This window comes from Umezawaea sp. (assembly GCF_036375055.1).
In the GTDB taxonomy this organism is placed as follows: Bacteria; Actinomycetota; Actinomycetes; order Mycobacteriales; family Pseudonocardiaceae; genus Umezawaea.
This window is the reverse complement of record NZ_DASUSQ010000078.1, coordinates 54,541-67,532: the sequence shown is the minus strand read 5'-3', so window position 1 is coordinate 67,532 and position 12,992 is coordinate 54,541. Positions and strand designations below refer to the sequence as shown.

Sequence of the window (12,992 nt, the reverse complement as noted above, 5' to 3'; positions counted from 1 at the left end):
TGGTCGGACCGTTCGCCTGACCCGGCACGCGCCTCCCCACGGCACGGCGCGTGACCGGACTCCCCCTGACGAGCGGTACCGCCTGAGCAGCGGGGTGAATGGGTATTGCGGGCCACGGGTTCGCGGCACTCTGGGATCGGTGAGGGATCAGCGTCGGGAGTTCGTGCGCCTGTGCCGCTGCGTGGTGTCCGGACCGCGGTGGCAGGTGGTGGTCGCCGTCGTGGTGTCCGCGTGGACCTTCACCTGGATCGTGGGGCAGGTCGGGAGTTCGCCCGTCTCGCCGCTGGCCGTGCTGCGGGCACCGGTCGACTGGGCCGGGATTCCGAGTGGGTGGGTGGACGCCGTCGGTGGGTGGGTGCGGGCCCGGCGTGGTGTGCTGGCCGGGCTGGCGGTCGTGGCCGGGCTGCTGTGGGCGGTGACCACCGAGCGCGGGCGGTTGGCGGCGCCCGGCGGGTGGCTCGCGGTGCTGGTGGCGGCCGAGGCGATCGGGTACGCGGCCGCGGTGCACCGGGCGCTCCTGACGCTGGCCGTGGTGATCGCGGTGTTCGCGCTGCTGTCGCTGCTGGGGCGGCGGACGTTCGTGGTCGACCGGATCGCGCTGCTGCCGCGCGGGGTGCTGCACGCGAGCGCGACGGCGGTGACGCTGTCGGCGGTGCTGCCGCTGCTGGCCCCCGGCCTGCTCGTCGCGGGTCTGGTGCGGCCGTACGTGACGCGCCCGCCACGCCCGGACCCGACCGGCGCGCGGATCCCGCGGCAGCGGGTCGACAGCGGCGGCGAGAGGCGTGCGGAGGCCGGTTCCACCGCCTGACGACACCTACTCAGACGGATGTCCGGGGCCTCTCAGGACGCCACGCTCACCCGTTCGAGCGAGACGGTGACGTTTCGTAATACGTAGGTCATCGCCATCCGCTTTCGCTCGTGCCTCCGAAAGGAGCCGATTGAGTGAACGGATCATTCTTGTTCACCCCCACTAAAGACGCCCCAAACGAGCGATGTCCGATGAGGATACGGGTTGATTTCTATCGATTTGGAACGCGCATGTGCAGGTGGCGACGGGTGCGGACCTCCCGAGTAATGCGATAATGGCTCATGGTTGACCTCGCGCGAGTTAATCGCCAGTCGGCCAGGTGGAAATGCGGCAACCCGAGCTGAGTTCGACGTTACTCGTGCCAGTCACACTGGTCCGTAACACTTAAGGATGCACACGTGCCTGACAATCCCTCCAGAGGACGACTCGCCAGAGTCATGCGTCGGCAGCCGGTCCAGCAGCGGGGCGCGGCCACCGTCACCGCGATACTGGACGCCTGCTCGACGCTGCTCAACGAGCAGGACTACGACGACATCACCACCGCCCGGATCGTCGAGATGGCAGGCGTTCCGATCGGCTCCTTCTACCAGTACTTCCCGGACAAGAGGTCCGTCGTGCACGCGCTCGCCCTGCGCGGCATGGAGCAGTACCTGGCCGAGGTCGACGTGCTGTTCGAGGACGGCACGCTGTCGGAGGACTGGCGCAAGGCCATGGGCCAGGTCGTCGGCGTCTACATGCGGATGCTGGTCGACGTGCCCGGCTTCGGGCGGATCCGGTTCAGCGACCTGCTCGACGGGCACCGGCTCGACTCCAGCGTCGACCAGTACGAGCTGATGGCCGAACGGCTGGCCGAGCTGTTCGTGGAGAGGTTCGGCGCGCCCGGCGACGGGCCGGTGCGGCTGACGTTCCGGATGGCCGCCCAGACCGCGGACAGCCTGTTCACCCTGGCCTCCCAGCTCTCCGGCGACGACCGGTTCCACGTGCTCCGCAAGGCCGACCAGGTGATCTCCACGATGCTCGCCGAGGTCCTCGACCCGAGCTGACTTGCCCCGGCGGACGGGGTGGTGTGGGCTTGTCCGGTGACGAGCGACGAGTTCGACGTGATCGTGATCGGCGGCGGCCCGGTGGGCGAGAACGCCGCGGGGCGGACCGCTGCCGGAGGCCTGCGGACCGCGCTGGTGGAAGCGGAGCGCTTCGGCGGTGAGTGCTCCTACTGGGCGTGCATGCCGAGCAAGGCGCTGCTGCGCCCCGGCCACGCCCTCGCGGCGGCCAAGCGCCTGCCGGGGGTGCCGGTCGGCGACCGGCTGGACGCCGCGGCCGTGCTGGCCCGCCGCGACGGGTTCACCTCGCACTGGGACGACGCGGGCCAGGTCCAGTGGGCCGAGGGCGCGGGGATCGTGCCGATCCGCGGCCGGGGTGTCGTGACCGGTGAGCGCGAGGTCACCGTCGACGGCCGCGTGCTGACCGCTCGCCGCGCCGTGGTGCTCGCGACCGGCAGCGTGCCGCGCGTGCCGTCGTTGAGCGGCCTGTCCGAGGTGCCGCACTGGGGATCGCGCGAGGCGACGTCCGCGCACGAGGTGCCCGAGTCGCTGGTCGTGCTCGGCGGCGGCGTGGTCGGCGTCGAGATGGCGCAGGCGTGGGCCAGGCTCGGGTCGCGGGTCACGCTGGTGATCTCGCAGGACCGGCCGCTGCCCAAGTTCGAGGACTTCGTCGGCGAGTACGTCGCCGACGGGCTGCGCGAGGACGGCGTGACGATCCGCGCGAGCGCGAAGACCGCCTCGGTGTCCGCGGTGGAGGGCGGGGTCGAGCTGGTGCTGGCCGACGGCACCTCGATCGTGGGCGAGCACCTGCTGGTCGCCACCGGCCGCGAGCCCGCCACCCGCGACCTCGGGCTGGAGGCCTTCGGCCTGGAGGCGGGCAGGGCGCTGCCCGTCGACGACACCGGCCGGGTGTCCGGGGTGGACTGGCTGTACGGCTGCGGCGACGTGACCGGCCGGGCTCTGCTGACGCACCAGGGCAAGTACGCCGCCCGCGCGGTCGGCACGGCGATCCTGGCCGACGCCCGCGACCCCGAGCTGTGGTCGGCCTCCGCCGCCACCGCCGACCACACCGCCGTCCCGCAGGTCGTGTTCACCGACCCCGAGGTCGGGTTCGTCGGCCGCACGGCGGAGCAGGCCCGCGCCGCCGGGCTCGACGTGCGGGTCGTCGACGTGGACATCGCCGTCGCCGGGTCGTCGCTGCACGCGGACGGGTACCGGGGCAAGGCGCGCATGGTCGTGGACGAGGGCACGCGGACCCTCGTCGGCGTCACGTTCGTCGGGCCGGACGTGGCCGAGATGGTGCACGCCGCGACCGTGGCGATCGTGGGCGAGGTGACCGTGGACCGGCTCTGGCACGCGGTTCCGTCGTACCCGACGATCAGCGAGGTCTGGCTGCGACTGCTGGAGGCCTACGGCCTGTAACGGAACGGTGCGCGCGCTAGGCCGTTCGAGGCGGTTATCTAAGCTGGAGCAGTGACCAGGGGCGTGGTGATCACTGCGGGTGCGGCTGTCCTCTGGTGCGCCTTCGTGATCGCGACGACGTTCCGGCACGCGCCGCCGCTGCCCGCCGTCGCCGTGTACGTCCCCGCCGTCCTGGTGCTGCCCGTCGTGCTGCACACGCTGTGGCGGGCCAGCAAGGACGCCCTGCTGGCCGTGGCGCTGGTGCCGCGGCCCTGGGTCGTGGGCGGGGCCGTCGCGGCCGTGGCGGGGTGGTTGTTCGCCAGTGGCGCGGTGCACGGGGTGCCGGGAACGGAGCGGCTGGGGGCCGTCGCGGGCGTGGTCCTGGTGCTGCACGCGGTGTTCGGGTTGATCGCCGCCGGACTGGTGAAGGTGGACGAGAACCCGCACCTGCGGTGAGCGCCTACTGGCCCGCGGGCAGGCGGAGCGCGCGTTCCGCCGCCTTCACCAGCTCCGGGTCGGTCGCGGTCGAGTCGCCCTCCGCCCACACGGCCTGGGCCAGCAGGACCCGCGTGTTCTTGACCGTGCTGGCGAAGGCCGAGCGGTCGAAGGACCTCGGGCCGTTCGGCCACGCCCTGCCCTCCTTGAGGAGGGTGGTGATGCCGCCCGAGCCCGCCGTGGCCACGACACCGTGCAGCTCCTGCGCGCTGAGCGCGTCCGGCAGGGCCACCTCGGCCAGCGCCACCCCCACGCGGCGGTCACCGACCTTCGTCTCGTACTGGGCGCGGTGCAGGGCGGTGCAGCTGTGCTTCGACAGCCAGGCGCTGACGTCGCCGAAGGAGTGGGCCGCGCAGTCGGCGTCCCGGCCCGTGCCGCGCGGCGTGAAGTTCTCGCCGTCCACCACGACCGTCGTCGGCAGCGGTTCCGAGGTGGGCGGCGGCGCGGACTCGGGGGTGCTCCCCGACGTCGTCGCCACGACGATGCCGACCACGGCGAGCAGCACCACCAGCCCGGCCGCCGCGTAGGGCAGCAGCTTCGGTGCCTTCGCCGCCGCCCGCTCCGGCGTGCCCCGCGTCGGGAGCTTCGGCAGCAGCATGGTGCTGGCCGAGGCCAGGTCGCTCGTCACCGCGTCGGCGAAGCCCTCCGCCAGCAGTTCGCGGGTGGTGGGCGGGTTGCCGGTGGGGGACAGGACGGCCAGCAGCTTCGCCGCGTGGTCGACCGAGCAGGGCCGGTCGCTGGTCGCCAGCTCGCGCACCGCCGCCAGCAGCGAGGTGGGCTTGGGGTGCAGGACGCGCACGCCGCGGTTCAGGTCGACGGTCGGCTGCGTGACGTGGTCGACGTACGGGCCGACGGCGACGACCGTGGTGACGGGCAGCGGTTCGGCGCGCATCTCCTGGATCCGCCTGCCCACGGCCAGCGCGGCCTCCAGCGCCTCCGCGGCGGGGCTCACCGCGCCGTCCTGGCGGACCAGGGGCCAGCCGTCGATCCTCCACTGGCCCGAGAGCGGGGCCTCCAGGCGCACGGCCGGGTCCGGGAGGTCCACGCCGACGACCACGACGACGCCGCGCGGCAGGACGACGACCGCGTCCACCGCCTTGGGACTGCCGGGGGGCTGCACCCCCAGCAGCGCCACACCACCCAGCACGGCGTCCCCGGCACCCCACGTGCTCAGGGCCGCGCGCACGTCCGCGCCGACCTCCGTCGGAACGCTCCCAAGCCTGATCAGCCGCACGAGATCACCCAGTTCCACACGGTCGGACACGGTAGCCCCGGGAGGGGGCGGTGGGCAGGCAGGCTCACGGCTGTCACGTTCAGTGATGGTCATCACGGATTCCACTCGACTGATCGCCGAGCTGATATCCGTCGAGTGACGGCCGCCGCGGTGTGTAGCGACCGTCACGCGCGTTCGTCCGCTTCGCGGCCCGTCGATCATCGGATGATCACGTGAAGATCACGCGTTGATCTCGGGTTTTGTCCCAACGGTTCATTATTTGGGCCGTCTGCACGCACTTTAGGGCCGAAAGTCCTGTATCCACCCCGGCCGGGTGGTGTTCGCGCTGGTTCTTCTGGCGGACAGCACCGGCAGCAGGCAGAATGGCGCCAGCGGGAATTCACTTGATCGTCCGTTCCGACAGGTCGTAGGGGAAGACGTCCCTCGTCGAGTAGCGGAGGTCAGCTGTGAGCACCCGTGGCAGCACCAGTGGCGTGGTCTACGTCCACTCGTCGCCGTCTGCGGTCTGTCCGCACGTCGAGTGGGCTATCTCGGGCACCCTCGGTGAGCGAGTGGACCTCAGGTGGGCGGCGCAGCCCGCGGCGCCAGGTCAGTTGCGCGCCGAATGCGCTTGGACCGGCGACGCCGGGACGGGCGGAAGACTCGTGTCCGCGTTGCGGGCGTGGCCGATGCTCCGATTCGAGGTGACGGAGGACCCGAGCGACGGCGTGGACGGCGAGCGTTTTTGCTTCGCCCCCGTGCTGGGCCTGTGGCACGCGCGAACCAGTGCCAACGGCGACATCGTGGTGTCCGAGGACCAACTCCGCGCGCTCGCCCTGCGCAGCCGCGGCGGCGAGTCCTTCGCGCACGGCGTCGACGAACTGCTCGGCGCCGCGTGGGACGACGCGCTGGAGCCCTTCCGCCGCGCCGGGGACGGCGCGCCGGTCACCTGGCTGCACCGCGTTGGCTGATCATCGTCGGCGAACGGGAACCCCCGTGGTGACGCGGGGGTTCCCGTCGTTCGACGTCGTGAGGAATTGTCGAGCACGACTCGGAACCAGCCGCTAGCGCGAAGGCCGGACGCTTTCGGCCGGTAGCCACGCCTGCATGAGCTCGGCGTACGCGGGCGAGGAGCGCACCAGGTCGTCGTGGTCGCCGAGCAGCGGCGGGCCGCCGTCCATCACCAGGACCCGCTTGGCGCGCAACGCCGACGAGAGCCGGTGCGCGATCACCACGAGGATCCCCCCGCGCTCCGCGAACGCCCGCTCCACCGTCGCCTCGGCGGCCGGGTCCAGGTGCGAGGTGGCCTCGTCCAGGATCACCAGCGTCGCCGGGCACGCGTAGACCCTGGCCACGGCGAGCAGCTGCGCCTCGCCCGCCGACAGCCCCGCACCCGCGTGCCCGAGGCCCGCGTCCAGCCCGCCGATCCGCTCCACCAGCTCGGACGCGCCCACGGCGGCGACGGCCGCCAGCAGCTCCGCGTCCGACGCGTCCGGCGTGAACAGCGCCAGGTTCTCCCGCAGCGTCCCGGTGAACAGGTAGGTCTCCTGCGGGATCAGCGCGATGCGCCGGTGCCGCTCCGCGGGCCGCACCAGGTGCACCGGCACGCCACCGAGCGTCACGGAGCCCGACCGCGGCGGCATCAGCCCGGTCAGCAGGCCCGCCACGGTCGACTTGCCGATCCCGCTGGGCCCCACCACGGCCAGGTGGTCGCCGGGCACCAGGTCGAGGTCCAGGTCCCGCACGACCGGTTCGGCGTGCTCGCCCCAGCCGAACGTCAGCCCGCGCATCGCCACGGCGTGCCCGGCGGGCACCTCGTCACCCGCGGGGGGCGCGGGCGGCGGCGCGGCCTCGGACAGCCTGCGCAGCGCGACCAGCAGCCGCAGCACCACGGTGCTGGTCGTGTCCGCCAGCCTGCGCAGCGCGGGCTGCACGCTGGTGCTCAGGTAGACCACGGCGCCGAGCACCGCGCCCGCCGTGAGCTGCCCGGACGCCACCTTGGCGGGCGCCGCCAGCACGAGCAGGGCCAGCGGCGCGAACCCGCCGACCGCGATCACCAGCCCGCGCAGCGCGTTCGCCCACGCCACCCGCACGGCCACCTCGGCCTGCCGGTCGATCTTCGCGCCGACCTCGGCGCCCGCGTCCGCGGTGGCGTCGCAGGCGACGACGTCGCGGATGCCGACGAGCACCGCGCCCGCCGCCTCCGCGCTGTTCTCGTCAGCCATCACCTGGTCCCGCTGCCTGCGCGCGAGCGACGGCAGCAGCAGCGCGAACAGCGCCAGCGCGATGACGACCGGCGACACCACCAGCCACGCGAGGTCCGCCACCGCGGTCACCAGGCCGACCAGCGCCGCCGTCGTCGTGACCAGCAGCGCGCGGGCCTGCACCAGCACGCCCGCCGTCGCGTCCCGCACCACCTCGACGTGCCGGGTGATCCGCGCGACCGCGCTCGCGTCCGGCTGCCGCCGGTGCGACGCGCCGCCGTGCAGCACGCCGCGCACCACGACCCGGACCAGCGCGTCCCGCATCGGCTCGATCACCGAGCCGAGGTGCCGGAACACCTGCCGCAGGCCGAACCCGCCGAGCACCGCCACCGCCGCGAACACCAGCAGCCAGCCCACGCCGACCAGCGGTCGGCCCGCCGCGAAGCCGCGGTCCACCGCGAGCGCCACCAGCCGTCCCGACAGGAACGCGGGCACGCCCTCCAGCACCGACCAGCCGAGCAGGACCAGCACGCCCCTCCGCTGACCCGCCAGCGCCCCGAGGTACAGCCGCATCACGTCCACCGGACGTCACCTCCGCGCGGGGGGACGAACCGCACCGGAACCGGCGGGGTCACCGGGCACCGCCTCGGGGGCGGACGGCGCGCCGGTCGCGGACCGGGCGCGGCGTCCCCGCGCGGGCGCGCAGGCCCTGGAGCAGCAACCGGGCGTCCGGCCAGTGGGCGGGGCGGGCGTCGACGGGGGGTGGTTCGAGCGCGTCCATCAAGCGTCTCCTCCGGTGAACACGGCCCGGTAACCCGGATCCAGCCACAGCGCCTCGTGCGAACCGGTCGCGTGCACCCGGCCGTCCACCAGCCACACCACGAGGTCGGCGCGGCGGGCGGTGGCGGCGCGGTGGGTGACGACGACCTTCGTGCGACCCGGCAGCGCGGCCTCGATCGCCCGGTCGACGGTCGCCTCGGTGACCATGTCCAGGCTGGCCGTCGCGTCGTCGAGCACCAGCACGTCCGGGTCGCGGATGAGGGCCCGCGCCAGGCCGAGGCGCTGGGCCTCGCCGCCGGACAGCGGCGTGTCGGACACGGGGGTGTCGTAGCCGTCGGGCAGCCGCACGACCACGTCGTGCACCTGCGCGGCGACGCAGGCCGCGCGCACCCGGCGCCTGCCCGCGTCGGCGCCGTAGCGGACGGCCTCGCCGACCGTGGCGCCCAGCAGCGCGGGCCGCTCGAACGCGTACCCGACCGTCCCGTCGCGGCGCACCTCACCCGAGTCCGGTGTGGACAGTCCGCCGATGACGGACGCCAGCGCGGACTTCCCCGCGCCGGACCGGCCGACGACGGCGGTGAACGTGCCCGCGGGGATCCGCAGGTGCACGCCGTGCAGCGCGCCGTCGAGCGACACGTCGTGCAGTTCGAGGTCTCCGGGGCGCGCGGGCGGGTTCGTGGCGCCGCGGCTCGGCAGCGGCGTGTCGAGGACCTCCACCAGCCTGGTCGCGCTGGCACGGGTGCGGGCCAGGGTCGTCAGCATCGGCAGCTGGCCCACGATCCCCATGCCCAGGGCCACGTACCCCAGCGTCGCGAGCAGGTCGCCGACGGTCAGCCTGCCCGCGACCACGCCGAAACCCGCTGCGGTCAGCACGGCCAGCTCCACGGCCGGCAGCAGCAGCCCGGCCCGCCAGATCATCTTCGCCTGGGTGCGCCACATGCCGATCCCGGCGGCGGCGAGCGTCGGGAGTGGACGCAGCACCCGCTCCGACTCCTGCTCGGCGGTGCCGGAGGCGGCGATCGTGCGCAGGCCGGAGACGGCGTCGAGCAGCCGGGCGGACAGGTCACCCGACACGGTCTGGTAGGTGGCGACGTCGTCGGCCGTCAGCCGCATGTGCGTGCGCACCAGGAGCATCGCCAGCGGAACGCTGAGCAGGAACACCGCGGCGAGCCGCCAGTCCATCAGGGCCAGTGCGACGACGGCGCCGACGGAGCTGAGCGCGGTCACGGTCAGGGAGATCACGATCACCGAGATGCCGCCCGCGATGGCGGAGTCCCCGGTGACGCGGCTGACCGCGTCACCCGCGGCGAACGGTGACGGGTGGCCGAGCCCGAGCAGGTGGGCGGCGACGCGGTGGCGCAACCGGGCGGTGGCCCTCGCGGTGATCGCCGCGGCCAGCACGACGCCGATCGCGTCGCCGACGACCTCGATCGACACCATCGAGACCAGCCACAGCACGGTGGAGGAGTCGAGCCGCCCCGCCAGAGCCATGTCCACGGTGCTCGCCAGCGCGGCGGGCAGCAGCAGGCTCGCGGTGGTGGCCAGAGCGGCGTTCAGCACCAGCAGCAACCAGCGGCGGTCGTGGTTCGCGGCTTCGACCAGAAGCGCGTCGCCCGGTTGGGCCATGGCTGTTCCCTCCGGAGACGGGTGGGCGCATCATGGGGAAAGGGCCCGACGGCAGACGGACCGATTCGTGGTCGGTCGCTGCCATCGGACCCTTGTGTCACCGGGTGAGCGGCACACTTCGCTTGTGCCGCTCACCCAACCTCTCGGGCGAGACCTAGCAGAGGATCAGGCTCGCGGAGGAGTGGCTGCAGGGGAGCAGCAGGCTGGCGCTCGAGGCCGTCGTGCTGCCGCCGCCACCGCCACCGCCGCCGGTCGCCATCGCGTTGGACGTCGTCTCGGGGGTCTCGAGCTCCTGCATGTCGAGGATGAATCCCATTGTCTTACTCCTCAGTCAGCGAACTACTCGGGGTTTACTGCTCCACCAGCCACTCGGGGCCGGGGGTTCTAGGGGGTGGACGCGGCTCCGAGGAACGGGAGGACCGATCCGTCTCCGTCCACCACGGACGCCAGCGCCAACAGGATTCCGGCGCCGCCGGTGTTGAGGTCCATCGACAGCCTGCGCAGCTGCATCCCAGGGAACGCCAGACCGTCCCGGTAGGGCACGGCGTGCCACGCGAGCGCGGCCAGGTGTCGTCGCATCGCCTGCTCGAACACCGGGTCGGGCTGCCGCCGCACGGCCTGGGCGAGCGTCGCGAGCAGACCCATCCGGCCGAGGACCAGGCCGGGGTGGATCACGAACTCGCCCGCGGCGCCGCGCAGCAGGTCGGGGAGTCGGGTGACGCTCTCCGCGTCGGGTGCGTGCCGGGCGTACTCGTTGAGCACCATCGCGATGCCCGCGCCGCCGACCTCGACGTAGGGGAGCGTGCGGTAGCCGCCGTCGCGCACCTGCGTCGAACCGTCGAGCGCGACCATGCACTCCGCCAGGTCGCGGTCCAGCGCCTGCCCGGCCAGGTCGAGCCAGGAGCGGTCGCCGCTGTGCTCGAACAGCCGCAGGAACAGCAGTGCGGGCCCGGACCAGCCGTGCAGCAGACCGGCCTTCGCCTTGGGACCGGGGGGTTCCGCGAACTGGAGCTCGTGGCCGAGGCGGTCGGCGATGTCGACCGCCTGGGTGAGGAAGTCGTCGTCGTGGCGGACGTTCGCGAAGTGCAGCAGGTTCAGCGCGACACCGGACAGGCCGCTGCCGAGTCCGTGGTCCACCGTGCCCGGCAGCGTCTTCGCGTACTCGGTGACCAGGTCGGTCGCCAGGTCGTGGTGGCCGAAGTTCTCCAGCACGTGGGCGATGCCGTGCGCGCCGGTGAAGAAACCGGGCTGCTTCGGCGGATCGCGCCGCACGGAGTCCTGGAGCCACTGCTCGTACTCGGGGAAGCGGCCCTGCCCGCTGACGTGCAGCGCGTGCAGCACACCGGCCGCGCCGTAGGCGAAGCACGCGCCGCCGACCTCGAACTGCTCGATGTCGCCGGGGAACAACCGGTCGGTGCGGTCGGGTGTGGCGCTGGCCAGGATGGCGGTCGCGATGTCCTTGCGCACCGCGCGCCAGTCCGGCTCCGGCTCGTCGAGCGTCGTCCGCTCCGGCGCGGGCGGGACCTCGACGCGGGGGGTGAGCACCGCCGCGATCCGCTCGCAGTACTCGTCGGACAGCCCGAACCGGCGCTGGATGAAGTCGAGGTGGGACCTCAGCCGCGAGGGTGCCAGCTCCAGCACCTCGTTGAGCGGCAGGAACAGCCACAGCCGCAGCGCGGCGAGCGGGTACTCGTCGATCTCGACGCCCTCGCGGTCCGGCGGGGCCTGGAAGCCGGGCGCGCCGAGCGTGGGCCTGCGGGGCTCGTCCACGTGGAACGACAGCTCGAAGTCGATCAGCGACATCCGGTCGTCCTCGTCGAGCAGGACGTTGAGCGAGTGCAGGTCGGAGAACACCACCCCGCGCTCGTGCAGCGCGTGGACGGTCCGCTCGACCTTGTCGAGCACGGCGAGCGCCCTCGTCCGGTACTCGGCGATCCGCTCGTCGCTGATCTCGTTGTGCGTCAACGGGTAGTGCATGCCGAGCCACTGCCCGAGCGATCTGCCCGGCATGTACTCCATCGCCAGGAAGTGGTGCTCCCACACGGTGAACCGGTCGTACACCCTGGGAACGCCCGCGATCCCGTCCAGCCTGGACAGGATCGCGAACTCGCGGTCCAGCCTGGCGACCGCGTCGACGTTGTCGCGGTCGAGGCCGGCGTGGGGTCTCGCCTCCTTCAGCACGACCTCGGCGCCGTCGGACCTGCGGGTCGCGAGGTAGACGCCGCCGCCGTTGGAGAAGTGCAGCGAGCGCACCACGTCGTAGGGGAACTCGTCCGGGTCGCCGCCGTTGCGGGCGGCGAGGTGCGGCACCAGGAACGGCGGCAGCTCGACCCACTCGGGCACCCAGAAGTTCGGCTTGCGCTGGTCGGGGACCAGCTCGCCGTCCGGGCCCTCGATCGCGAGGACCTGCTTGCCGTCCTTCTCCAGCCACTGCTCGACGAACCCGCCGTAGCGGACGTAGAGCGGGCCCGCGCCGTAGCGGAGGTCGCTGAGGATGTAGGCGCCCTGCTCCCCGTCCAGCAGCGCGGACAGCTCCACCAGGACGCGCTCCAGCTCGACCTCGTCGGCCGGGTAGATCGCGATCAGCTTGCCGCTGGCCTCGCGGGGGGCGTACTTGGAGTTGCGCGCCAGCACGATCGACTGGGTCCGCAGGTACTTGAACGAGATCCGGTGCTCGACGCAGTAGTCGTAGGTGGTCTTCAGGACGCGGCCCGCGTTGGCCACGGTGGCCGACACGTGGATCTTCCAGCCCTGCTTGGCCAGCACCGCGCCCTTGGGGTGCAGGTGCCGCCAGATGTTCTTCTCGCCCTGCGACCAGCCCTCCGGCAGCTCGGGGAGCTCGCGGGAGAAATCGTCGGCGGAGGTTTCCGCGTGGCTTTGCACGTCGTAGAAGTGACGATCCGCGAAGCAGTAAGCCTCATAGCGGAGATCCACTGGAATTACCTCCCCTGGCGTGTTGAGCGGCGCGCCCCGAACTGGTGGGCGATGTGCTTGTCGTCAATGCGACGGCCATATTTCCGCACAGTTTGCGGAGAGTTTCCAAGCCGCCACACGGGCGATGCAGGTTGGCCCGTTAGTGGGTCAAAAAATGGTGAATTACCCTCGGATTTACGACGGAGTGCAACGATCTTTGCCTAGATTCACTCGATCGCGACGTTTGTTCGGGTGTAACGCTGACCACGCGGAGGGTGGCGCAACTAAACGAAACTCTCTAGTTCAGCAACGGTCACCTCGTCCTACCTGCGGTTTCTTCCCCGTGCCCCAGAAAATCGGCCGGAGGTGGCTGGGTGCTACCCAGAGTCGCCGTCGAGCCTGTCGGGCACGTCGGGAGGACGGAGCCTTTCGTCGCGTCCCCGGTGTCCGTTCGGCGGTACGCCTTCGTCTTTGTGCAGGTGGTTGCGTCAGCAGGCTCGTTTCGAACGGGT

11 protein-coding genes are annotated in these 12,992 nt (G+C 72.4%); 5 read left to right on the top strand and 6 right to left on the bottom strand.

The features are described 5' to 3' along the window. Positions 1-139 precede the first annotated feature (139 nt). The 4 genes from VFZ92_RS21615 to VFZ92_RS21600 all read left to right on the top strand — a co-directional run bounded on the left by VFZ92_RS21615 (position 140) and on the right by VFZ92_RS21600 (position 3,705). Entirely contained in the window at positions 140-808 is a 669-nt protein-coding gene (locus VFZ92_RS21615; protein ID WP_330877807.1) for a hypothetical protein, read from the top strand. Between the two features lie 437 nt (positions 809-1,245). After that, positions 1,246-1,851 (top strand): TetR/AcrR family transcriptional regulator, encoded by a 606-nt coding sequence (locus VFZ92_RS21610; protein WP_330877806.1) that lies wholly within the window; start codon positions 1,246-1,248, stop codon positions 1,849-1,851. Positions 1,852-1,887: 36 nt separating this feature from the next. After that, positions 1,888-3,270, top strand: a complete 1,383-nt coding sequence (locus VFZ92_RS21605; RefSeq protein ID WP_330877805.1) for an NAD(P)/FAD-dependent oxidoreductase — start codon at positions 1,888-1,890, stop codon at positions 3,268-3,270. Positions 3,271-3,375: 105 nt separating this feature from the next. Then, complete coding sequence (locus VFZ92_RS21600) at positions 3,376-3,705, top strand: hypothetical protein (RefSeq protein WP_330877804.1); 330 nt, start codon at positions 3,376-3,378, stop codon at positions 3,703-3,705. Between the two features lie 4 nt (positions 3,706-3,709). Here VFZ92_RS21600 and VFZ92_RS21595 read toward each other — a convergent pair whose 3' ends face one another. Then, positions 3,710-4,996, bottom strand: a complete 1,287-nt coding sequence (locus tag VFZ92_RS21595; protein WP_330877803.1) for a hypothetical protein — start codon at positions 4,994-4,996, stop codon at positions 3,710-3,712. Positions 4,997-5,424: 428 nt separating this feature from the next. Between VFZ92_RS21595 and VFZ92_RS21590 the strand changes: the two genes are divergently transcribed. Then, a complete protein-coding gene (locus VFZ92_RS21590) occupies positions 5,425-5,928 on the top strand; it encodes a DUF3145 domain-containing protein (protein WP_330877802.1) in 504 nt (167 codons plus the stop codon). Between the two features lie 93 nt (positions 5,929-6,021). On the opposite strand, the gene VFZ92_RS21585 is transcribed toward VFZ92_RS21590, so the two are convergent. The 5 genes from VFZ92_RS21585 to lanKC form a co-directional block, all read right to left on the bottom strand. Further along, positions 6,022-7,743, bottom strand: a complete 1,722-nt coding sequence (locus tag VFZ92_RS21585) for an ATP-binding cassette domain-containing protein (RefSeq protein ID WP_414719969.1) — start codon at positions 7,741-7,743, stop codon at positions 6,022-6,024. Between the two features lie 49 nt (positions 7,744-7,792). After that, a complete protein-coding gene (locus VFZ92_RS21580) occupies positions 7,793-7,942 on the bottom strand; it encodes a hypothetical protein (protein WP_330877801.1) in 150 nt (49 codons plus the stop codon). After that, positions 7,942-9,567, bottom strand: a complete 1,626-nt coding sequence (locus VFZ92_RS21575) for an ABC transporter ATP-binding protein (RefSeq protein WP_330877800.1) — start codon at positions 9,565-9,567, stop codon at positions 7,942-7,944. The genes VFZ92_RS21580 and VFZ92_RS21575 overlap by 1 nt, the downstream gene beginning before the upstream one ends. Positions 9,568-9,721: 154 nt before the next feature. Next, a complete protein-coding gene (locus tag VFZ92_RS21570) occupies positions 9,722-9,883 on the bottom strand; it encodes a SapB/AmfS family lanthipeptide (RefSeq protein ID WP_330877799.1) in 162 nt (53 codons plus the stop codon). Positions 9,884-9,951: 68 nt separating this feature from the next. Then, entirely contained in the window at positions 9,952-12,501 is a 2,550-nt protein-coding gene (gene lanKC / locus VFZ92_RS21565; RefSeq protein ID WP_330877798.1) for a class III lanthionine synthetase LanKC, read from the bottom strand. Positions 12,502-12,992: the final 491 nt, after the last annotated feature.